At 60.3% G+C, this 21386-nt stretch carries 22 protein-coding genes; 21 read left to right on the top strand and 1 reads right to left on the bottom strand.

The features are described from left to right. The first annotated feature begins 16 nt into the window (after positions 1-16). The 21 genes from AC3IUE_RS19640 to AC3IUE_RS19740 all read left to right on the top strand — a co-directional run bounded on the left by AC3IUE_RS19640 (position 17) and on the right by AC3IUE_RS19740 (position 20424). Positions 17-1168, top strand: coding sequence for an ABC transporter ATP-binding protein (locus AC3IUE_RS19640; protein WP_489263411.1), 1152 nt, complete (start codon positions 17-19; stop codon positions 1166-1168). 261 nt (positions 1169-1429) lie between these two features. Further along, on the top strand, positions 1430-2734 hold the full coding sequence (locus AC3IUE_RS19645) for an IS4 family transposase (protein ID WP_489268888.1): 1305 nt from the start codon (positions 1430-1432) through the stop codon (positions 2732-2734). Between the two features lie 411 nt (positions 2735-3145). Continuing rightward, positions 3146-3982 (top strand): ABC transporter ATP-binding protein, encoded by an 837-nt coding sequence (locus AC3IUE_RS19650; protein WP_056745453.1) that lies wholly within the window; start codon positions 3146-3148, stop codon positions 3980-3982. A 39-nt stretch (positions 3983-4021) separates the two neighbouring features. Further along, complete coding sequence (locus tag AC3IUE_RS19655) at positions 4022-5023, top strand: ABC transporter substrate-binding protein (protein WP_489263412.1); 1002 nt, start codon at positions 4022-4024, stop codon at positions 5021-5023. Positions 5024-5051: 28 nt separating this feature from the next. Continuing rightward, entirely contained in the window at positions 5052-5828 is a 777-nt protein-coding gene (locus AC3IUE_RS19660; RefSeq protein ID WP_056745353.1) for an ABC transporter permease, read from the top strand. Then, entirely contained in the window at positions 5825-6592 is a 768-nt protein-coding gene (locus tag AC3IUE_RS19665) for an SDR family oxidoreductase (protein ID WP_489263413.1), read from the top strand. The genes AC3IUE_RS19660 and AC3IUE_RS19665 overlap by 4 nt, the downstream gene beginning before the upstream one ends. A gap of 13 nt (positions 6593-6605) precedes the next feature. Next, positions 6606-7157, top strand: a complete 552-nt coding sequence (locus tag AC3IUE_RS19670; protein ID WP_149418820.1) for a cupin domain-containing protein — start codon at positions 6606-6608, stop codon at positions 7155-7157. Positions 7158-7161: 4 nt separating this feature from the next. Next, positions 7162-8046: an alpha/beta fold hydrolase gene (locus AC3IUE_RS19675; protein ID WP_056745357.1), complete on the top strand. Its 885-nt coding sequence runs from the start codon at positions 7162-7164 to the stop codon at positions 8044-8046. Beyond that, positions 8043-8879, top strand: coding sequence for an IclR family transcriptional regulator (locus AC3IUE_RS19680; RefSeq protein WP_080932644.1), 837 nt, complete (start codon positions 8043-8045; stop codon positions 8877-8879). Before AC3IUE_RS19675 ends, AC3IUE_RS19680 begins: the two co-directional genes overlap by 4 nt. A 1-nt stretch (position 8880) precedes the next feature. Next, a complete protein-coding gene (locus AC3IUE_RS19685; protein WP_046049000.1) occupies positions 8881-9678 on the top strand; it encodes an SDR family oxidoreductase in 798 nt (265 codons plus the stop codon). Beyond that, positions 9671-11353, top strand: coding sequence for a thiamine pyrophosphate-binding protein (locus AC3IUE_RS19690; protein WP_489263414.1), 1683 nt, complete (start codon positions 9671-9673; stop codon positions 11351-11353). Before AC3IUE_RS19685 ends, AC3IUE_RS19690 begins: the two co-directional genes overlap by 8 nt. Positions 11354-11363: 10 nt before the next feature. After that, on the top strand, positions 11364-12167 hold the full coding sequence (locus AC3IUE_RS19695; RefSeq protein ID WP_489263415.1) for an aspartate dehydrogenase: 804 nt from the start codon (positions 11364-11366) through the stop codon (positions 12165-12167). A 10-nt stretch (positions 12168-12177) separates the two neighbouring features. Then, positions 12178-13674, top strand: a complete 1497-nt coding sequence (locus tag AC3IUE_RS19700; protein ID WP_489263416.1) for an aldehyde dehydrogenase — start codon at positions 12178-12180, stop codon at positions 13672-13674. Beyond that, positions 13671-14636, top strand: a complete 966-nt coding sequence (locus AC3IUE_RS19705) for a VOC family protein (protein WP_046049004.1) — start codon at positions 13671-13673, stop codon at positions 14634-14636. The genes AC3IUE_RS19700 and AC3IUE_RS19705 overlap by 4 nt, the downstream gene beginning before the upstream one ends. A 13-nt stretch (positions 14637-14649) precedes the next feature. Further along, entirely contained in the window at positions 14650-15792 is a 1143-nt protein-coding gene (locus AC3IUE_RS19710; protein ID WP_489263417.1) for an FAD-dependent monooxygenase, read from the top strand. Positions 15793-15806: 14 nt separating this feature from the next. After that, positions 15807-16124, top strand: a complete 318-nt coding sequence (locus tag AC3IUE_RS19715) for a hypothetical protein (RefSeq protein ID WP_461998852.1) — start codon at positions 15807-15809, stop codon at positions 16122-16124. Between the two features lies 1 nt (position 16125). Further along, a complete protein-coding gene (locus AC3IUE_RS19720) occupies positions 16126-16353 on the top strand; it encodes a recombinase-like helix-turn-helix domain-containing protein (protein ID WP_027923567.1) in 228 nt (75 codons plus the stop codon). Between the two features lie 21 nt (positions 16354-16374). Continuing rightward, positions 16375-17409 carry a Rieske 2Fe-2S domain-containing protein gene (locus tag AC3IUE_RS19725; protein WP_489263418.1) on the top strand — a complete coding sequence of 345 codons (1035 nt, stop codon included), beginning with the start codon at positions 16375-16377 and terminating at the stop codon, positions 17407-17409. Next, complete coding sequence (locus AC3IUE_RS19730; RefSeq protein ID WP_489263419.1) at positions 17406-17843, top strand: Rid family hydrolase; 438 nt, start codon at positions 17406-17408, stop codon at positions 17841-17843. The genes AC3IUE_RS19725 and AC3IUE_RS19730 overlap by 4 nt, the downstream gene beginning before the upstream one ends. Before the next feature lie 3 nt (positions 17844-17846). Continuing rightward, a complete protein-coding gene (locus tag AC3IUE_RS19735; protein ID WP_489263421.1) occupies positions 17847-18806 on the top strand; it encodes a PDR/VanB family oxidoreductase in 960 nt (319 codons plus the stop codon). Between the two features lie 388 nt (positions 18807-19194). Beyond that, positions 19195-20424, top strand: coding sequence for a hypothetical protein (locus AC3IUE_RS19740; RefSeq protein WP_489263422.1), 1230 nt, complete (start codon positions 19195-19197; stop codon positions 20422-20424). 159 nt (positions 20425-20583) lie between these two features. Here the strand turns inward: AC3IUE_RS19740 and AC3IUE_RS19745 are convergent, their stop codons facing one another. Then, positions 20584-21090, bottom strand: a complete 507-nt coding sequence (locus AC3IUE_RS19745) for a GNAT family N-acetyltransferase (RefSeq protein WP_489263423.1) — start codon at positions 21088-21090, stop codon at positions 20584-20586. Positions 21091-21386: the final 296 nt, after the last annotated feature.

Below are 21386 nucleotides of genomic sequence, written 5' to 3' on the forward strand. Positions count from 1 at the left end.
CGCCCAGGAGTACGACATGAGTGCAGTGATCAAAGATTCCGCGCAGAGCGACCAACCGCTGGTAAGCCTGCGCAACCTGAACAAGTACTACGGCGATTTTGCCGCCGTGGACGACATCTCGCTGGACATCAAGGACGGTGAATTCCTCACGTTCCTCGGCTCCAGCGGCTCTGGTAAAAGTACAACGCTGTCGATGCTCGCCGGCTTCGAAACCCCGAGCAGCGGCGAGATCCTGGTCAATGGCCAGTCGCTGGTCAACGTACCGCCGCACAAGCGCGACATCGGCATGGTGTTTCAGCGTTACTCGTTGTTCCCGCACCTGTCGGTGCGCGACAACATCGCGTTCCCATTGGCCATTCGCAAACTGGCCACCGCCGAGCGCGAACGCCGGGTCGATGCGATGCTCAAACTGGTGCAGCTTGAGCAATTTGCGCATCGCCGCCCTTCGCAACTGTCGGGCGGCCAGCAGCAACGTGTGGCGATTGCTCGGGCGCTGGTTTATGAACCACGCATTCTGCTGATGGACGAACCGCTCGGTGCGCTGGACAAGAAACTGCGTGAAGACTTGCAGGATGAGCTGCGCCAGCTGCACCGGCGTCTGGGCATCACCATTGTTTACGTGACCCACGACCAGGAAGAAGCCATGCGCCTGTCCCAGCGCATCGCGATTTTCAGCCACGGCAAGATCGTCGGGTTGGGCAGCGGTTACGACCTCTACCAGAATCCGCCGAATGCCTTTGTTGCTTCGTTCCTTGGTAACTCGAACTTCCTCAAGCTCAAGGCCCAGGGCAACGCGGTCGCTACGTTTGAAGGGCAATCGTTGTCGATTCGACTGACCGCAGGATTGCAAACCAATCAGGATGTGTTGCTGATGGTTCGTCCCGAAAAGGCTTTGGCATTGAGCGTTGAGCAAGCGGCTCAGGAACCGCTGGCGGCAGGCTGGAATGAAGTGTCGGCGATTGTGGGGGAGGTGCTGTTTCTTGGTGAAAGCCAGACTTGCACGGTGATGACTTCCGGCGGTACCTCGATGACCGTCAAGGCGCTTTCTGCCGCTGGCATGCCGATGAAGACTGGCGATCCGGTTCGGGTGCGCTGGGCGACTGCGGATGCTTGCGTTTATACCGAATGGGCTGAGAGTGATCTGAACAAGGCTGCTGGGGCTCATTGATTTGGCGTCGGTCCATGCCAGTGGGCCGTGATTTATCTGTCACCCTCGGGTCGCCGCAACGTCGGGTTGTGGCGGCCTTTTTTTTGCGCTTTGGTTTGTGGGCATATCCGTTTTTTTGGTAGCGGCGGCTATTGGTTTCGCTTTTACAGCCAGCCCTTTCAAGGTCTTCGTTTAAAATCCCCCAAAACTCCAGTCAGGGTGACGAAAACGATGTGGGCAGAAGTTCTAGCGCGGTTTGAAAAAAAGGCACCGGCCAGTGTCATGGTCAAGTTGGCACTGGAGCATGCCATTCCTGCTGAGTGGGTTGATCAGGTGTTTGAAGAGCATCGTCAACGCCAGTACCCGCGTGAGCTTTTGTTTTCGACCATCGTTGAGCTGATGTCCCTTGTTTCATTGGGCCTACGGCCTTCCTTACATGCCGCTGCGCGCCAGATGGATGCTCTACCGGTTACCTTGGCGGCGCTCTATGACAAGGTCGGCCGCACAGAACCGGCATTGCTGCGAGCCTTGGTCACCGGCAGCGCAGAGCGCTTGGCTCCGACGATAAAAGAGTTGGGCTGTTCAGCCATTTTGCCCGGCTGGCAGCTGCGCATCGTTGACGGCAATCACCTGCCGTCTACCGAAAAACGCTTGGGGGCTTTGCGGCGTGAACGAGGCGCGGCTCGGCCGGGGTTTTCGGTAGTGGTTTACGATCCTGACCTGGATCAGATCGTTGACTTGCAGCCTTGCGAGGATGCCTACGCCAGTGAGCGCGTCAGCGTGCTGCCGTTGTTAGCCTGCGCCAGTGCAGGACAGCTGTGGATGGCCGATCGGCTTTATTGCACGCTGCCCGTCATGCAGGCCTGCGAGGAAGCGAGCGCTTCATTCATTATTCGCCAGCCAAGTAAACATCCACGGCTGATTCAGGAAAGCGACTGGCAAGAAGCGATGCCTGTCGACGCCGGAACAGTGCGTGAACAAATTATCGAACTCAAAGGCGGCTACCGCTGGCGCCGAGTTGAACTGAGCCTGCAAACACCTACCGAATCAGGCGACTGCGTGATGTGGTTCTGGAGCAACTTGCCCGACACCATCAGCGCTGAGCAAATCGCCGACTTATACCGTCGTCGCTGGAGTATCGAAGGGATGTTCCAGCGCCTTGAATCGGTGCTGGACAGTGAAATCGAAAGCCTCGGCTCTCCCCGGGCGGCCTTGTTGGGTTTTGCCTCAGCGATCTTGGCCTACAACGTTCTGGCGGTTCTCAAACGTAGTGTGGAGCAGGCTCACTGCGAGACGCAGCCTGAAGGTTGGGAAGCCTCGACCTTCCATCTGGCGGTGCAAGTGCGTAGCGGTTATGAGGGCATGCAGATCGCGTTGCCCTCAGACTACCTGTCACTTCAATCGACCTCAGAAACGCTGGCAAAGCGGCTGTTAGCGCTGGCCAGGAATATCAAGCCTAAGCAGGTCGCCAAAAGCATACGTGGTCCAAAAATCGCCAAGCCCAAGGAATGGCTGGAGGGAAAGGCTGCCAATGCTCATGTGTCGACCGATCGGGTGCTTAAGGCCCATAAAGGGAAAACACCTTGAAAGGGCTGGCTGTAAAAGCGAAACCAATAGCCGCCGTGACCGCAGAAACGGATATGCACACGATCAACAAAAGAGAGGTCGGCTGTCTCGCTTTTGCTCTTGATTCACCGCCCCCTCGTTTCATATGTAAAACAAAACCCTCTATTTCTCCCCGCTTCGCGTTACCTCAACAACCCCTTCTTTCTCGCCGTTTCCCATGGCATGCACATTCGATGTGAAATTTCGTGCCATACAAGAAACCACGCTTCATATATGAAACACGCCAAAAATCTCAAAACCGTCGCAACTCATTAATAAACAAAGAATTTATAACAAAAATTCAACCTGGCATTCGGCTGGCATTGTTCATGCACTAAACACCGTATCACCTATAAAACAGACCAGAGACCCTTCCCAATGGCTGTGAACGAGATGTACGCCATCGCCCCTCAATGGAATAAACCCGCTCCCAAGGAAGACCTGGAGCCCATCGAAATTGAATTTCGCAATGTCGGCAAATGTTTCCCGGCCAAAGGAAAATCCGAAGCGCCGTTTGCCATTCGCGAAGTCAATTTCAAGATTCGCCGCGGTGAAGTGGTGTCGATCATCGGCCCTTCCGGTTGTGGCAAAAGCACCATCCTCAACATGGGCTCCGGCCTGTATCGACCTTCCGAAGGCGAAGTGTTCGTCGGCGGTGAAGCGGTGACAGGTCCGGTTCGCCAAGTTGCTTTCATGTTGCAAAAAGACCTGCTGATGCCATGGCGCAGCATTCGTCGCAACGTCGAACTGGGCCTGGAAATTCAAGGTGTACCGGCCGCCAAGCGTCAGGCCGTGGCCAAAGATCTGCTCGATCGCTGCCACCTGCAAGGCTTTGCCGACCACTACCCGTTCCAGCTGTCGGGCGGCATGCGTCAGCGTGCAGCCCTGGCTCGAACCCTGGCCATCGACCCGCAAGTGCTGTTCCTCGACGAGCCGTTCTCGGCCCTGGATGCGCAGACCAAGATGATCCTGCAGCAGGATATGGCGCGGATGCTGTTCGATGAAAAGAAAACCGCCCTGTTCATTACCCATGACCTGATCGAAGCCATCGCCATGTCCGATCGGCTGCTGGTCATGAGCGCCCGCCCGGGCACCATCATTGAAGAAATCAACGTCGACCTGCCGTTTCGCGACAACCCGCTGGAGCGCCGCAAGCTGCCGGAGATCGGCCCGCTGGCCGGTCGCCTGATGGAATTGCTGAAAGTCGGCGAAGACACCGAACTGCATTGATCAACGCCCTTGCGGCCATCAACCGATTCAGGAGTACGCATGTTCAAGTCTCTGTTTCAACGCTTCAGCCAGGCCACCGGCATTGCGCTCGGCCTGGGCATGGCCTTCGCCGCGCAGGCGCAGCCAACCGACGTGACCTACTTGTTGCCAGCGCCGCCGAATTCGCCGGCGTTCGCCCCGTGGATCATCGCCCAGCAAAAGGGTTACTACGCCGCCCAGAACCTGAACATGACCTTCATCGCGGCCAAGGGCGGTGTGGACGTAGCGAAGCAGATCGGTGCCGGTAACGCCATGCTTGGCGGTGCCCTGGGTGATACCCCGATTGTGGTGCGGGCCAACGGTATTCCGGTGCGCGCCGTCGCCGTGCTGGGCGCCGGCGGTGTGACCATGATTGCCACCAATGCCGCCGAAAATATCAACTCGATCACCGACCTCAAGGGCAAGACCATGACGGTGATGTCCTACTCGGACACCACCTACTACGCCTTGCTCGCCTCCCTTCGCAAAGCAGGCCTGAGCAAAACCGACGTGAACATCCAGGCTGCCGGCCCGTCGGGCGTCTGGCAGTTGTTCTCGGCTGACAAAGCCCAGGCGATGGCGGGCGTACCGGACTGGGTGGTCAACGCCGAAGAAGCCGGTGTGAAGATCAAACTGATCCCGCAATCGCAAATTTTCGAAAGCATGGCCCAGGCGATCCTCGCGTCGGACGACGCCATCAAGACGCACCCGGAGATTGTTCGCGGCGTGGTCCAGGCCACCCTGCAAGGCATGCGCGACATCATCCAGGACCCGCGCGCCGCCGCGGTCACCTTCGCCAAAGCCGTGCCCGCCTACGCCGGCAAGGAAGATTCGCTGGAGAAGGTCTTCAAGCTTTACGTCGAACACGTCTACGCCAACCAAACCGTACTGGGCCGCATCGATCCGGCGCGACTGGAAGCGGTCCGCACGTTCTATGTCAGCGAAGGCATCGTCACCCAGGAACCGAAGCTCGACGACCTGTACACCAACCAGTTCATCGACACCCAAACAGCTGCGCAATAACGGCGAGTGACAACAAGGTAACGACACGATGAAAAACCTCAATAACTCCATGCTCGGCAGCGTTGCCCTGCTGATCCTGTTCCTGGTGCTCTGGCAATGGGGCCCGGGAATGCTCGGCATGCCCGAATTCGTCATGCCGCACCTGAGCCGCGTGGCCCAGGAAAGTGTGGTGATGTGGCAAACCGGCGGCCTGCTGCAACATACCTTGATCACCGCATTCGAGATCATCGTCGGCTTCGGTCTGGGCGCTCTGCTCGGCGTGGCAATCGGTGTTTCGCTCGGGCTCTCGCCCGCTGCCGAAGCCATGCTGTCGCCTTACATTCTGGCCCTGCAAATCGCCCCCAAAGTCGCCTTCGCCCCGCTGTTCGTGATGTGGCTGGGCTACACGATTTACCCGAAGATCCTGATCGCCATCCTGATTGTGTTCTTCCCGGTGATGATCAACGTGCTGTCGGCCATCCGCACCGTTGACCCGGACATGATCAACCTCGTCCGGACGATGAACGCCAGCCGCTGGCAGATCTTCCGCCTGGTGGAGTTCCCTTCGGCCATGGCTGCGCTGTTCTCGGGATTGCGCATTGCCTCGACCCTCGCTGTGATCGGCGTCACCGTCGGTGAGCTGGTCGGCGGCAACCAGGGCCTGGGTTTCCTGCTGGTCGATGCTGAAGGTCAGGGCAACACCGCGGGCGTATTCGTCGCGATTGTGATGCTCACGCTGATCGGTGTGCTCTCTTACGGCGCGGTGGTCTGGGCCGAGAAACGCGTTCTGCATTACATGCCCAAAGCCATGTTGAGTACGCAATGATGACGGCCCTCAATCGTTTGCTCGAAGGCCGCCGGATCCTGATCACCGGAGGCGCCCGCGGATTGGGTTATGCCTTTGCCCAGGCCATCGGCCGCGCCGGTGCCCACGTGGTGATCGCTGACATTCTTGCCGAGCGCGTCCAGCAATCGGCCACTGAACTCGTCGCCGAAGGCCTGACCGTGCATGGCGTGTCGGTTGATCTGGCGCAACCCGATTCGATCGATGCCTGCGTGGCTGAAGCCGCCCGCTTGCTCGGCGGCCTCGACGGACTGGTGAACAACGCTTCAATCACCAATTCCGGCGGCAAGACCTGCGAAGAGCTGAGCCTCGACACCTGGGATCAGGTCATGCAAGTCAACGTGCGCGGCACCTGGCTGATGACCAAAGCGTGTCTACCGGCCCTGCGCTCCAGTGGTCATGGCGCCATCGTCAACCTGGCGTCGGACACGCCGCTGTGGGGTGCGCCCAACCTGCTGGCCTATGTCGCCAGCAAGGGCGCAATCATCGCAATGACCCGCAGCCTGGCCCGCGAACTGGGCACCGACAACATCACGGTCAACGCCATCGCACCGGGCCTGGTGCTGGTCGAAGCGACCGCCTACGTGCCCGAAGCACGTCACCGTTTGTACAACGACCACCGGGCCATTCAACGCCCGCAACTTCCCGAAGACGTCAGCGGCGCTGTGCTGTTCGCGCTGTCAGACCTCGCCCGTTTCATCACTGGACAAACCTTGCCGGTCAACGGCGGGTTCGTCATGCCTTGATATGGAGACCGCCATGACCGATCTATCTGCACACTCGTCATCACAGCAACCAACCCCGAAAAGCTGGGAACAGCCGGCCGGCAGCGATCTCGAAAGCTGGATGAAAACCCGCATCGCCCGCTACGACACGCGCAAGTACGACTGGAACGCGCTGAAGTTCCAGGCCGACTACGACCCGAAATTCCGTCGTGCGCAAATGCGCTACATCGGCACCGGCGGCACCGGCGTGAGCACCGACATGAACACCATTCCGTCGGAGAACTTCACGTTCTCCACCATGGTGATTCCGGCCGGTCACGAAGGCCCGCCGCACCTGCACACCGACGTTGAAGAAGTGTTCTTTGTGCTGCGCGGCAAACTCAAAGTGGTGATCGAGAAGGACGGTGAGCGTTTCGAAACCATCCTCACCGACCGCGACGTGATTTCCGTGCCGCCCGGCGTGTACCGCGAAGAGATCAACATCGGCGATGAAGATGCGCTGATGTGCGTGATGCTCGGCGCGAAAAAACCGCTGACCCCGACCTACCCGCCAGAACACCCTCTGGCCTCGATCAAGCGCGGATAAACCCATGTCGTACGCCATCGATAATCTCGTCCCGCCGCTCACGGCTGACCTCCAGGCACAACTGGCCCTGAACTTTGCGGTGCGCACGCTGGAGATCGCCGGCGGTCGCCAGGCCTTTCGCGAATGCGGGGCCGGGCCGGCCATTGTGTTGTTGCACGGGATCGGCTCGGGCTCGGCGTCGTGGTTAGAGGTGGCGCAGGAGCTTGGCCAGAGCGCCCGGGTGATTGCCTGGGACGCGCCCGGCTACGGTGATTCCACGCCGCTGAGATCGCTGGCCCCCGACGCTTCGGACTACGCCGAACGACTGCTGCAACTGCTCGACGCACTGGGCATCCAGCGCTGTGTGCTGGTGGGTCATTCCCTGGGCGCGATTACCGCCACGGCGTTCGCCAGCGGCGTGCAGCAGCAACGGATCAGCCGGCTGGTCTTGATCAGTCCTGCCCAAGGCTATGGCCATCCATCACGCGCGTTGCTGCGTCAGGAAGTGCGCAGCAAACGCCTGCGTGCCCTCGAACAACTGAGCATTCAGCAGATGGCCGAGCAACGCAGTGCCTACATGCTGTCACCCGCCGCCAGCCCGAAAGCACTGGCCTGGGTGCAGTGGAACATGGCGCGGCTCAATCCCGATGGCTATCGCCAGGCCATTGAACTGCTGTGCAGCGATGACCTGCTGCGGCACCCACCGCTGTCGATGCCTTGCGAAGTGCATTGCGGCGAAGCCGACGGCATCACAGCTCCCGAAAGCTGCCTGACCCTGGCCAAGGCGTTGGGCGCCACGTTCAACCTGATTGCCGATGCCGGGCATGCCAGCCCTATCGAACAACCTTATGTCGTGGCGGGCCGTCTGGCCTTTGCCATTAAAGAATCCCTGACAGGTGCATCTCTATGAACGATTCAGATCTGCTGAAGGACGCTCAGGACAAATACATCGTGCCGGGCCTGGAACGCGGCCTGCTGCTGCTCTGCGAATTCAGCCGGCGCAATCGCACGCTGACCGCGCCGGAATTGGCACGGCGTCTGGCACTGCCACGCTCGACCATATTCCGTCTGCTGACGACCCTGGAAACCATGGGCTTCGTCACCCGCAGCGGCAATGAATACCGCCTGGGCATGTCGGTGCTGCGCCTGGGCTTTGAATACCTGGCTTCACTGGAGCTGACCGAACTGGGCCAGCCGCTGCTGGCTCGTTTGTGCGACCGCCTCAACTACCCGAGCAACCTGGTGGTGCGCGATGGTCGTTCGATCGTTTACGTGGCCAAGGTCTCGCCGCCGTCAGTGTTCTCAAGTGCGGTCAACGTCGGCACTCGCCTGCCCGCCCATGCCACTGTCCTCGGGCGAATTCTGCTCGAAGACCTGTCGCTGGCCGAGTTGCGTGAGCTGTACCCGGAAGAACACCTGGAGCAGTTCTCGCCGTGCACGCCGAAAACCGTGATGGAACTGTTCGACCTGGTTCAGGCCGACCGCCAGCGCGGTTTCGTCAGCAGCGAAGGTTTTTTCGAGTCGACGATCTCCACCGTCGCCGCCCCGGTGCGCGATGAGACGAGCAGGATCGTCGCGGCGCTGGGCGTCACGATCCCGACCGCACAGATCGCTCACGTCAACTTCAACGAGTTGCTGCTGCAAGTGCGTCGTAGCGCCGACGAACTGTCGCGGCTGCTCAACTACAACAGCGCTGCTGCCCATGACGGTCAGAACCGCGTCACTGCATTGATGAGGGATTGAAATGAGCCTTTATCAACTGCAAGACAGCACCGCGATTGTCACCGGCGGCTCTTCGGGCATTGGCCTGGCCTGCGTCGAGCTGTTGCTCGAAGCCGGCGCGGCCGTGGCCTTTTGCGGCCGGGACGAAAACCGGCTGCGCAGCGCCGAAGCCGAATTGCGTCAACGCTTCCCCGAAGCACGGCTGCTCGCCCATGTTTGCAACGTGCTCGATGCGGACTCGGTCAAGGCGTTTGCCGCGGCTAGTCTGGCCGCATTGGGCCCGGCCAGCGTGCTGATCAACAACGCCGGTCAAGGTCGGGTGTCGACCTTCGCCGACACCACCGACAGCGCCTGGACCGAAGAGTTGAACCTGAAGTTCTTCTCGGTGATCAACCCGGTCCACGCCTTCATGACACAGCTGCAACGCCAGCCAAACGCGGCCATCGTCTGCGTCAATTCGCTGCTGGCCAGCCAGCCGGAACCGCACATGGTCGCCACCTCGGCCGCTCGCGCCGGGGTCATGAACCTGGTGCGTTCGATGGCCACCGAATTTGCCGGTCAGGGCATTCGGGTCAACGGCATCCTCATTGGCCTGGTTGAGTCCGGGCAATGGCGCCGACGTTTCGAGGCCCGCGAAGAACGGGATCTGGACTGGACCCAATGGACCGCCCGGCTCGCGCAACAAAAACACATTCCCTTAGGGCGTCTGGGCCTGCCGATTGAAGCGGCCCGCGCGATCCTGTTTCTGGCCTCGCCTCTGTCGGCTTATACCACAGGCAGCCATATCGATGTTTCTGGAGGCCTGTCCCGCCATGCGTAATGAAAATACTGTCACCGTTGGCGCTGCCATCACCGCGTTTCTCGAGCAATGCGACGTCAAGGCCGCGTTCGGCGTGATCTCGATCCACAACATGCCGATCCTCGATGCCTTCGCCGTTCGCGGAAACATCCGCTTCGTCATGGCTCGCGGTGAAGCCGGCGCCACCAACATGGCTGACGCCTATGCCCGCACCACCGGCGGCCTCGGTGTCTGCCTGACGTCCACCGGCACCGCAGCCGGCAACGCCGCAGGCGCCATGGTCGAAGCGTTGACCGCCGGCACGCCGCTGCTGCACATCACCGGGCAGATCGAAACACCGTACCTGGACCAGGAATTCGCCTACATCCACGAAGCCCGCGACCAACTGACCATGCTCAAGGCTGTATCGAAGGCTGCATTCCGTGTACGCAGCGTCGAAACCGCGATCAGCACCCTGAAACTGGCCGTGCAAACCGCCCTGACCGCTCCTACCGGACCGGTCAGCGTGGAAATCCCGATCGACATCCAGTCGACCTTTATCACGATGCCGACCGACCTTTCACCGCTGCCAGTTCCAGTGGCCGTCCCCGCGCCCGAAGCGCTGGACCTGGTGGCCGAGCGTCTGGCCACAGCCACCCGTCCATTGCTGTGGCTCGGCGGCGGCGCACGGCATGCCGGGCCGCAAGTCAAACGTCTGCTGGACATGGGCGTCGGTGTGATTACCTCGACTCAAGGTCGCGGCGTGGTCAACGAAGATGACGAGCGTTGCCTCGGCGCGTTCTCGCAAAACAAACGGGTCGAGCAGTTCCTGCAAAGCTGCGATGCCTTGCTGATCGCCGGCTCCCGTCTGCGCAGCAACGAAACCTTCAAGTACGCGTTGAAATTGCCACGTAATACTTTGCGCATCGACGCCAACCCGGCCATCGAAGGTCGCAGCTATAACAGCGAGCTGTTCATCTGTGGCGACTCGGCGCTGGCCCTTGAAGGCCTGGCGGATCGTCTCGAAGGTCGCCTGCAGATCGACCCGACATTCCTCGCCGAACTCAAGGACGTCCGCGAAAAATCCCGCACCCAATTGATCGCCGACCTCGGCCCGTACTCGGCCATGGTCGAACAGCTGCAAGCCATCACCGGGCGCAATTTTTCCTGGGTGCGCGACGTCACGCTGTCCAACAGCATCTGGGGTAACCGCCTGCTGACCCTGTTCCACCCGCGCGCCGGCGTGCATGCCCTCGGCGGCGGCATTGGCCAGGGCCTGTCGATGGGCATCGGCGCTGCCGTGGCCGCGGCTGAAACGGCGCCTGAGCGCAAGGTCTTCGCCCTGGCCGGTGACGGCGGTTTCATCCTCAACCTCGGCGAACTGGCGACGCTGGTGCAAGAAAAAGCCAACGTAGTGATTCTGCTGATGAACGACCAGCGCTACGGCGTGATCCGCAATATTCAGGACGCGGTCTACGGCAGCCGTCACTGCTACGTCGACCTGCACACGCCGGATTACTCCAAGCTGGCGGAATCGCTGAACCTGCGCCACGGCCTGGTCACCGACCTGAAGGATTTCGGCCGCGTGGTCGATGGCGCACTGGCCCAACCCGGCCCGTTCCTGCTGGAAGTCGACATGCTCGCCGTCGGCAGCTTCGCCACCCAGTTCGCCGGTCCGCCCAACAGCGAAACCAAAGCGCAAAAAGCCACGGCCTGAGGACTTCGTCATGTTGCATATCACCATGATCGGCTGCGGCGCCATTGGCGTCGGCGTGCTCGAACTGTTGGAGAAGGACCCGCAGCTGTGCGTTGACTACGTCATCGCTTCGACCGGGTCTGAAGAACTGGTCCGCCAGCGGCTGGCCAGTTTCAAGCAACCACCGCAGGTGCTGACCGCCTTACCGGCCGACGCCCGCCCGGACCTGTTGGTCGAGTGCGCCGGCCACCGCGCCATCGAAGAACATGTGTTACCCGCGCTGGAACGTGGCATCGCCTGCCTGATCGTCTCGGTCGGCGCACTGTCCGAAGTCGGCCTGGTTGAACGCCTGGAAGCGGCAGCCGAACGCGGCCAGACCCGCATCGAATTGCTGCCCGGCGCCATCGGCGGCATCGACGCCTTGTCGGCGGCCAAAGTCGGCGGGCTGGATTCGGTCAATTACACCGGCCGCAAACCGGCTAAAGCCTGGAAAAACACCCCCGCTGAACAGGCCTGTGACCTGGACAGCATTACCGAAGCCACGGTGATTTTTCAGGGCAGCGCCCGGGAAGCAGCACGGCTCTATCCAAAAAACGCCAACGTTGCGGCGACCTTGTCGCTGGCCGGGCTCGGCCTGGACCGCACCCACGTGACACTGATCGCCGACCCGCTGAGCGAGGAGAACGTCCATCACTTCGAAGCCCGCGGCGCTTTTGGCGGTTTCGAACTGAGCTTGCGTGGCAAACCGCTGCTGGCCAACCCGAAGACTTCGGCGCTGACCGTTTACAGCGTTGTCCGCGCCTTGGGCAACCACGCCCACGCGATTTCGATTTAGGGGACCGTCGATGACTCTCGAACAGACTTTACCGATCTGCATTGCCGGCGACTGGCGCCTCGGTCGCGGCGAGCGTTATGCCACGTGCTACCCCGCCACGGGCGAAGCCGTCGCCTGGCTGAATGCCGCCAGTGTCGACGACGTTGAAGACGCCGTGCAAGGCGCCCATCAGGCGTTTTTGCACAGCGGCTGGGCGCAGCGCAAACCTCACGAGCGGGCCAGCGTGCTGTACCGCATCGCCGAGCTGATCCGTGAGCGCAGCGAAGAACTGGCGCAATTGCAGCGCCAGGACAATGGCAAACCGATCAACGAAACCCGTGCCCTGGTGGCCAGCGCCGCCGGCACGTTCCAGTTTTTCGCCTCGGCCTGCGAAACCCTCGAAGAAACCATCACGCCATCGCGTGGTGATTTCGTCAGCATGAGTGTGTACGAACCGATGGGCGTGATTGCTGCGATCACCCCGTGGAACTCGCCGATTGCCAGCGAAGCGCAGAAGGTCGCTCCGGCGCTGGCGGCGGGCAACGCGGTGGTGATCAAACCGGCCGAAATCACTCCATTGATGGCCCTGCAACTGGCGCGTATCTGCGAAGACGCCGGGTTGCCGAAAGGATTGCTCAGTGTGCTGCCGGGCAAGGGTTCGCTGCTCGGTGATGCGCTGACGCGTCACCCGTTGGTCAAGCGCGTGTCGTTCACCGGCGGCACCAAAACCGGCAAGCACATTGCCCACATCGCCGCTGACAAGATGATGCCGGTGTCGCTGGAACTGGGCGGCAAATCGCCGACCATCGTCCTCGATGATGCCGACCTCGACCACGCGGTGGCGGGTGTGCTGTACGGCATCTTCAGCTCTTCGGGCGAAGCCTGCATCGCCGGCTCGCGGCTGTTCGTCGCCCGTGCCTTGTATGAGCCGTTCATGGCGCGCCTGGTGGCCGCTGCGGCCGAACTGCGCGTCGGTGATCCGGCCGATGAACGCACGCAAATGGGCCCGTTGATCAGCGCCAGCCACCGCGACTCGGTGGAGCGTTATGTTGCTCTAGGGCTGGCCGAAGGTGGACGCCTGCTGCTCGGTGGCAAACGTCCGAGCGGCGGCGTGTACGACCAGGGTTATTACTACCCGCCGACCATCCTCGAAGGTTTGAACAACAGCCAACAGGTCTGTCAGGAAGAGATCTTCGGCCCCGTTTTGGTGGCGATGCCCTTCGATGACGAAGCGCAATTGATCGAGCAGGCCAACGACAGCCTGTACGCGCTCGCCGCTGGCATCTGGACGCGCGACTACAAACGCGCCTGGGCACTGGGCCGAAAAATTCAGGCCGGTACGGTGTGGATCAACACCTACAAACAGTTCTCGATTTCCACACCGTTCGGCGGCTGGCGCGACAGCGGTCTGGGCCGTGAAAAAGGTCGCCTCGGCATCCTGCAGTACATGGAACAGAAAAGCCTTTATTGGGGCATGAATGAACAGCCACTGGCCTGGGCCGGTGTGCAACGAGAGGTTGGGTTATGAGCGTTTTAGGCATTGATGAAGTCACCTACGGCGTCGAGGACCTCGACACCAGCGTGCGTTTTTTCAGCGACTGGGGCCTGACGAAAGTCAGCGAGCAGCCTGACGAAGTGATCTTCGAAACCCTCAACGGTTGCCGCGTGGTGCTCGCCGACATCAACAAGGCCGGTTTGCCACCCGCCATCGAAGCCGGCTCCACCGTGCGCGAAGTAGTCTGGGGCGTCGAAAGCGACGCTGACTTGAAGCTTTATAGCGAACGAATCGCCAACGATCCGGGCTTCATCGAAGCGGATGGGCGCATCGGTTGCACCGACCCCAACGGCCTGGCGATCCGCCTGCAAGTGACCCGCAAGCGTGAACTGGAGATCGAGTGCAGCGGCCATAACACCTGGCAGACCAAAGGCCGGATCAACAAAGCCGCGCCAATCTACGACCGCGCCACGCCGATCGAAGTCGGCCATGTGGTGTTTTTCGTCAAGGACGTCAACGCCTGCGAAGCCTTCTACCACGAGCGTTTTGGCTTCCAGGCCTCTGACCGCTATCCGGATCGCGGGGCGTTCCTGCGCACTGCCGAAGAAGGCGGCCACCACGACCTGTTCATGCTGCAACTGCCCGCCCCTCGTGCCGGCCTGAACCACGTCGCCTTCACCGTGCGCGATGTGCACGAAGTGTTCGGTGGCGGCATGCACATTTCCCGCCGCGGCTGGGCCACGGAAATCGGTCCGGGTCGGCACCCGGTGTCGTCGGCGTTCTTCTGGTACTTCAAAAACCCGGCCGGCGCGCTGGTCGAGTACTACGCCGACGAAGACCAACTGACCGGCGAATGGCAGCCGCGGGACTTCGAGCCGGGCCCGACGATGTTCGCTGAATGGGCGATTGCCGGCGGCATCGATGGCAATACCCGTCGCCAGCAACATGTCGAAGCGCCGCAAGGCAAGTTCCTCACCGACAAACCGAAACCCTGAGCAGGAGTCGTCCATGTCTTCGCTGAATATTGCTATCGCCGGGGCCGGTATCGGTGGCTTGACCGCCGCCATTGCCCTGCTTCGCGCAGGCCATAACGTCACCGTATTCGAACAGTCGAAAGCCTTTTTGCGGGTCGGTGCCGATATCAACCTGACACCTAATGCCGTACGTGCTCTGGATGGTCTTGGGGTGGGCGCTGCCGTGCGCATTCCGGCCGCTCGTCCAACGCACCGGATCAGCCGTCTGTGGGACAGCGGCGAGGAAACCTCGCGCCTGGAAATGTCCGATGCCGCCGAACAGAAATACGGTGCACCGCAACTGACCATTCACCGCGCCGATCTGCTGGCCGCGCTGGCGGACGTCTTTCCGCAAGAACAGGTGCAGTTTGGCAAACGCGCCGAGCACGTCGTGCAAACCGCCGACGGTATCGAGTTGCGCTTCAAGGATGGCAGCCGCCACGTCACCGATCTGTTGATCGGCGCCGATGGCATCCATTCGGTGGTGCGTAATGCGCTGTTCGGTGATGAGCAACCGCGCTTTACCGGAGTGGTCGCTTACCGCGCCGTCGTACCTACCGAACGCGTGACCCATCTGCCGAACATTCAGGCGTTCACTAAATGGTGGGGCCCTACCCCGCAAAGCCAGATCGTGACGTTTCCGCTGAACCAGGGCCGGGACATTTTCATCTTCGCCACCACCGCTCAGGACAGCTGGCATGAAGAGTCCTGGACCAGCGCCGGCGATGCCGACGAGTTGCGCAGCCACTATCAGGACTTCCACCCGGATGCTCGCGCCCTGCTGGATGCGTGCAACGAGGTGCTCAAGACCGCGCTGTACGAACGCGATCCGCTGCCGTTCTGGTCCAAAGGTGCGATGACCCTGCTGGGCGATGCCTGCCATCCGATGATGCCGTTCATGGCGCAAGGCGCCGGCCAGGCGATCGAAGACGCGGTGGTGCTCGCTCGCCATTTGCAAGACCTGACCAGCACCGCGCAGATCGCCGATGCCCTGCAGGCGTATCAGCAGGCGCGGTTGCAACGCACCAGTCAGATCCAGATCGGCTCGCGCGGCAACCAATGGCTCAAGGACGGCGGCAACGCCGACTGGGTTTATGGCTATGACGCCTGGGCCGTGCCGATGTCGAACGTGGCCTGAGCAGGATCGTAGCCATGAGCGAAACCTTGCTGGTGACCGTGCTGCTCAAGCACGACCAATCAAAGAACCTGGAAGACATTCAGCGGCACATGAAGCAGCAGGACTGGTGGGAACGGTTTCCCCCGCAAGGCGTCGAGGTGGTGTCCTGGACCGTGGCCATGGGCCTGGGCCAGATCGTCACCCTGCGGTTGCCGCCGAGCCTGCTGCCGACCCTCAACGTCGAGCTCGAACGCTCGGCCTGGGGCGTGTTCAGCACCGAAGTTTTCCCGACGTATGACTTTATTCCCGTGCGCGAAATGATCCGCGAACGGGTACGTAACGGAGGTCAATGAGATGAGCAATACCGAACCCTACCTGGAGCCCCATCAGGCCCGCAAACGTCCCAACACTCAATTCGAAGAGTTGCTCGGCGACTCCATCGAACGCGCCTTTGGCAACGGGGTGACCGAGTTGCCCGACCTGCTCGCGCATCTGAATCTGGCCGGGCCGCCCTGCCCGCTGACCACCGGAGAGTGGACAGCAGACGCCTATAAAACCCTGATGGCTCGGCTGGGCGAATGACCCGCCGGAGGACAATAAGAAATGAACATGAATACAACCGTCGATCCCGCTGAAAACCTCTTGGCCAACGGGTTGAAAAACCTTTGGTTCCCGGTCCTGCCCTCCGATCAATTGGGCGAAAAACCGGTATCGATTCGCCGCCTGGGCTACAAGATCGCCCTGTGGCGCGACAATGACGGCAGCGTCCACGCCCTGGAAGATCACTGCCCTCATCGCGGCGCGCCGCTGTCCCAGGGGCCGGTGCTGGGTGACCGTCTGCAATGCCCTTATCACGGCGTCGAAGTGCGCTGTGACGGCACGGTCACCAAAGTCCCCGGCAGCCCTGGTTGCAAGCTTGAAGGCAGCCGCCCGACACGCATGTTCCACACCCGTGAAGCCGCTGGCGCGATCTTTCTGTACAACGCTGCAGATCCGCATGTGGACACCCCGCCGGAGCTGGTCCTGCCAGAGCAACTGACCTCCCCCGAATGGAGCAGCTTCCTCTGCTACACCGAGTGGAAAGGTGATTACCGCTACGTCATCGACAACGTCATGGACCCGATGCACGGCACCTACCTGCACAAAATGTCGCACTCCATGAGCGAAGGCGAAGCCACCGCCAAGTTCGTCACCCGCGACACCGACAACGGTTTCTTCTTCGAGAAAGAAGGCCAGCGTGGGGTGAATTTCGACTGGACCGAGTTCATGGACAACGGCTGCCACTGGCTGCGCCTGGAAATCCCCTATCCGAAAACCGGCGGCCCGGGCGGCAACTTCACCATCATCGGCAGCTACACACCGAGCAGCCGTTCCTTGTCGGCGGTGTTCCACTGGCGTTGCCGTCCGCTGACCGGTTGGCAGTGCGACACCTGGCGTTTCCTCTACAAAAATCGTCTGGAAGCACGCCACTGGGCGGTGCTGGAACAGGACCGGGTGCTGCTCGAATTCATGGAACCGGACGCCAACCAGCGGGAAAACCTCTACCAGCATGACCTCGGTGTGGTGCGTCTGCGTCGCTACCTGAAAAACGCGGCCAAGGCCCAACTGGAGCTGATCGACGCGAAGCAGTTGCCATGAACGCAGCCGTGCAACGTGTTCAGGCCGGCTCGTTGATCGAGCCGGCCAGCGCCACCTGGTCGAATGCCTTGTTGATCGGCAATGAAGTGGTGATGTCCGGCATGACCGGCCATCCCGCTACACGCCTGGCCGTTGTGGCTGACGCGCCGCTCGATGCCTACGCCCAGACACTTGTCGTGTTGAACAAAGTCCGGGCGCTGGTTGAAGCGGCGGGTGGGCATGTCGGCAACATTTACCGTTTGACGGTGTATGTCACCAACATCGCCGACAAGGACGAAGTGGGTCGCGCACGGCGTGACTTCTTCGAAGGTCAGGCGGTTTTTCCTACCTCCACGCTGGTTGAAGTGAGCGCGCTGGTGTTTCCCGAACTGCGGGTGGAGATCGAGGCCGGCGCGCGTCTCGATCTCGATTTGCGTACTGTCGAAAAGAGGTGACCGATGTCCCATTCCTCCCCCCTCACCGCTCGCGTGCACACGCTGCGCTATGAAGCCGAAGGCATCATCAGCGTCGAGTTGCGGCCGTTTGGCGACACGGTGTTCGCCCCGTTTGAAGCCGGCTCGCACATCGATCTGCATTTACCCAACGGTCTGGTGCGCAGTTATTCATTGCTCAACTCGCCAAGCGATCAAGGCCGTTACGTGATCGGCATCCTGCGTGATCGCAACAGCCGTGGTGGTTCGGAATTTGTGCACGCGCAACTGCGGGTCGGCATGCAACTGCCGATCTCGTCGCCGCGCAATAATTTCCAGCTCGACCTGAGTGCCAGACACAGCGTGCTGGTGGCCGGCGGTATCGGCATCACACCGATTTACTGCATGTTCCGCCAACTGCTGGCACTGGGAAAATCCGCCGAGCTGATCTACTGCGCCCGCTCGCGACAGGAAGCCGCGCTGGTTGAGGAACTCAGCGGCTTGAGTGCCAAAGTCGTCTATCACTTCAACGATGAAAAAGGCATGCCGCCAGACCTGAGCGCCTACCTGGCCGATCAGCCCAGCGATACGCACTTCTATTGCTGCGGTCCGACGCCGATGCTCGATGCTTTCGAAAGCACCTGCGAAGGCCTCGGTTACCCTCATGCGCATATCGAGCGCTTCGCGGCGGCCGAACTGCCGCCGTCTGAAGACGCGCAAAGCAGCTACAGCGTCGAGCTGAAAAAAACCGGCAAGACGCTGTCGATCGAGCCCGGCTTGAGTTTGCTCGATGTGCTGCTCGAGGCGGGTTGCGACATCGAATACAGCTGTCGCGAAGGGGTCTGCGGGTCGTGCGAAACACGCGTGCTGGAAGGTGATGTCGACCACCGGGACGGCGTGCTGACCAAAGCCGAACGTGCCACGAACAAATCCATGATGGTATGTGTGTCGGGTTGCAAGAGTCGGCGCTTGGTACTGGATCTATAACGCGAGTATCAAGTTTCCAGGGTTAAACAGGCCGACAGGTATGTCGGCCTTTTTTATGCGCGTGACATAAAAAACGCACAGTGAACGTGCAGTTTCGTTACCCCTCGACGCGCCTGTTTCATGGGCAATACAAACAAATATGTTTCCCATATAAACAATTGTTTTTATTGAGTTTTTAAGCACCTGACAGCTTTCGACAGTTGGCATAGTTTCTGCTCAGGTAACCCTGAGTTCATAGGCCATACGCCGTATTACCCATGAAACAATAAAAACAGAAACGCACTTAATCAAAGCAACACCCGACGTTATCCGCCCATCGCCACTTTCAAGGCGAACGGAACAGTGTTGCCGGTCACTTTGTAGCGTTCAATTGAGCAGCGGAGTCAACATGAAGCATTACGTTATATGTATGGGACTGATGATGAGCAGTTGCGTGAGCTTCGCCGGTGAACCCGGTCCCGCTGCGCCCATGACATCGACTACCGGTAAAAAGCCGTTTCCGCATATCGCCTGGCGCAGCGACGATGGCGAAAGCAGCCTGGACATCGGTGGTGCCCTGCGAACCAACTACCGCGACGAGCATTGGGACACCACCGAAAACAACGGGCGTTTTCTCTTCGACACCTTCCGCATCGACGTACAGGCGACTTACAAAAATCTTTATAGCGATGTCGGCTACTGGTTTCAGGATGACGGCAAGCGCTCCATCGATCGCGGCTTCGTCGGCTACCGCCTGAACAGCAACTCAAACCTGCAACTGGGCGCGCCGCTCAAACCGTTTGGCCTGGAACCCTATCCGCAATTTGGCTGGAGCTATCACCTGCCCTTCTTCATGGGCTATGGCGTCAGCGCCGGCACGGGCTTGAAGTACAGCTACAAGGATCAGGACTGGGATCTGCAACTCGGGTACTTCCCGCGCATGTTGCCTTCCGACATTCGCTACTCGCCGGAAGTCGGGCGTTTTGCCGACCTCAAGGACAATGCCATCCCCTTCACTCAGTCGCGCCAGGACAACGAGAAACACAACCAGATCAACGCCCGGGTCGCGCGGACCTTTATCAATGACGGCTGGAAAACCGAGATCGGTGCGTCGGTGGCCGCCGCCCAGTTGTACAACGCCACCACCAAAGACGACGGCGATTACTGGGCCGGCGGTATCCACGCCATCATCAACGCCGGCGCGTGGACCGTCTCCACCCAAGGCATTCGCTACGAGTACGACCCCAAAAACCCTGCCGGTGTCAGCAACGACTCGGTGCTGATGGGCGGCAACGGCCTGACCCCGGCGTACCTGATCGCCTCCAAGGCCACCATCGCTTCGCTGAACGTCGGCTATGACATTCCTACGCCGAAACTGGGTCAGTTGAAGAAGATCAAACTGTACAACGACTACAGTCGCATGATGAAAGACAAGAGCGGGTGGGACGACTCGCAGATGTACACCGTCGGCGCGCAGTTCCTGGCCATGCCGATCATGGCGTGGGTCGACCTGACCTGGGCGAAAAACGCCAACCCCTATGGCGGTGCGGAAAACGGTACGGGCTTTACCAATACCAGCTCAGTTGGCAGCAATCAGTGGTATTACCGGACCAACGTCAATATCGGGTATTACTTCTGACCCCTTGAAATCGTGGCGTATCGATGCTCGGGATGCGCCACAAAGCCAGGCGCAAAATGGCTCCAGGTATCCGGAAGGATGCATAACGCGGCACTCGTGAAACGCCCACGTGTGCCCCGTTATCGCCGAATCCCCGCAGCACGACGGGGCAAGCTTTATCTATGCGCGTGGGATTTCCATGCTTTTGGCTTCGGTGAGCAACCGCATGTTTATCAGCGCCACACGACGCCCGTCCGGCGCCAACCGCTCCTCAACTCCATAAGGCACAAACCCGAGCTGCGGATACAGAAGCAGCCCCGCCGTATTCTCGTTGAAGCACGACAGCTGCACCTCGCGTGCCCGATGACGTTCAAACGCCAGCCTCACCATCGTCTGCACCAAAAACTTCGCGATCCCTTTCCCCCGAGCCTTGGGCGACACGATCACATTGCCGATCGCGCAAACGCCATCGCGCTCAAACCTGTAAAAGTTAGCAAAACCCAAAACAGAACCGTCCGCCTCAACCACCGTTGAGTCGGAACGTTGAGCAATCGATGCCTGCAGTTGATCCTCCGTCAGCGGGTACTGCGCCTTCGGGAACATAAAAAACAGCTCCGGGGGATTTTGAGGAAAGTCGCAAATCGTCAGGACATCTTCAGCGCTGACGGGACGGTAGGTGAGGTGCATGGTTTGGATCCATCCAAGTGTCGGGGTGACAGATTACTTTTTGCAGATGAGGGATAGAAGCGTGTACTTACGCGTCTATGCTTCAAATAGACGCGGGGCCTGCCCGTGATACCCGTAAAAGACTCTGCCTATCACGACCCAATACTCCCCCTATTAGCTGACTTCCCAACTGGGGTCTAACCTTACTCGAGCGCCGGCACCATAAGCCGGCCGGTCAAGAGCTGATAAGGAGATAGGAATGGGTCAGAAGCCTGACTAAACCTGCCGTGGGCCACCGTGCAGGCAACTCGATTGCC

Source organism: Pseudomonas sp. GL_093, assembly GCF_057837605.1.

Coding starts and splice junctions, on each gene's coding strand:
- AC3IUE_RS19685 (WP_046049000.1), top strand. CDS start 8,881: ATGAGCCTTTATCAACTGCAAGACAGCACCGCGATTGTCACCGGCGGC.
- AC3IUE_RS19710 (WP_489263417.1), top strand. CDS start 14,650: ATGTCTTCGCTGAATATTGCTATCGCCGGGGCCGGTATCGGTGGCTTG.
- AC3IUE_RS19730 (WP_489263419.1), top strand. CDS start 17,406: ATGAACGCAGCCGTGCAACGTGTTCAGGCCGGCTCGTTGATCGAGCCG.
- AC3IUE_RS19645 (WP_489268888.1), top strand. CDS start 1,430: ATGGTCAAGTTGGCACTGGAGCATGCCATTCCTGCTGAGTGGGTTGAT.
- AC3IUE_RS19725 (WP_489263418.1), top strand. CDS start 16,375: ATGAACATGAATACAACCGTCGATCCCGCTGAAAACCTCTTGGCCAAC.
- AC3IUE_RS19735 (WP_489263421.1), top strand. CDS start 17,847: ATGTCCCATTCCTCCCCCCTCACCGCTCGCGTGCACACGCTGCGCTAT.
- AC3IUE_RS19670 (WP_149418820.1), top strand. CDS start 6,606: ATGACCGATCTATCTGCACACTCGTCATCACAGCAACCAACCCCGAAA.
- AC3IUE_RS19675 (WP_056745357.1), top strand. CDS start 7,162: ATGTCGTACGCCATCGATAATCTCGTCCCGCCGCTCACGGCTGACCTC.
- AC3IUE_RS19700 (WP_489263416.1), top strand. CDS start 12,178: ATGACTCTCGAACAGACTTTACCGATCTGCATTGCCGGCGACTGGCGC.
- AC3IUE_RS19715 (WP_461998852.1), top strand. CDS start 15,807: ATGAGCGAAACCTTGCTGGTGACCGTGCTGCTCAAGCACGACCAATCA.
- AC3IUE_RS19665 (WP_489263413.1), top strand. CDS start 5,825: ATGATGACGGCCCTCAATCGTTTGCTCGAAGGCCGCCGGATCCTGATC.
- AC3IUE_RS19660 (WP_056745353.1), top strand. CDS start 5,052: ATGAAAAACCTCAATAACTCCATGCTCGGCAGCGTTGCCCTGCTGATC.
- AC3IUE_RS19705 (WP_046049004.1), top strand. CDS start 13,671: ATGAGCGTTTTAGGCATTGATGAAGTCACCTACGGCGTCGAGGACCTC.
- AC3IUE_RS19680 (WP_080932644.1), top strand. CDS start 8,043: ATGAACGATTCAGATCTGCTGAAGGACGCTCAGGACAAATACATCGTG.
- AC3IUE_RS19745 (WP_489263423.1), bottom strand. CDS start 21,090: ATGCACCTCACCTACCGTCCCGTCAGCGCTGAAGATGTCCTGACGATT.
- AC3IUE_RS19655 (WP_489263412.1), top strand. CDS start 4,022: ATGTTCAAGTCTCTGTTTCAACGCTTCAGCCAGGCCACCGGCATTGCG.
- AC3IUE_RS19740 (WP_489263422.1), top strand. CDS start 19,195: ATGAAGCATTACGTTATATGTATGGGACTGATGATGAGCAGTTGCGTG.
- AC3IUE_RS19640 (WP_489263411.1), top strand. CDS start 17: ATGAGTGCAGTGATCAAAGATTCCGCGCAGAGCGACCAACCGCTGGTA.
- AC3IUE_RS19650 (WP_056745453.1), top strand. CDS start 3,146: ATGTACGCCATCGCCCCTCAATGGAATAAACCCGCTCCCAAGGAAGAC.
- AC3IUE_RS19720 (WP_027923567.1), top strand. CDS start 16,126: ATGAGCAATACCGAACCCTACCTGGAGCCCCATCAGGCCCGCAAACGT.
- AC3IUE_RS19690 (WP_489263414.1), top strand. CDS start 9,671: ATGCGTAATGAAAATACTGTCACCGTTGGCGCTGCCATCACCGCGTTT.
- AC3IUE_RS19695 (WP_489263415.1), top strand. CDS start 11,364: ATGTTGCATATCACCATGATCGGCTGCGGCGCCATTGGCGTCGGCGTG.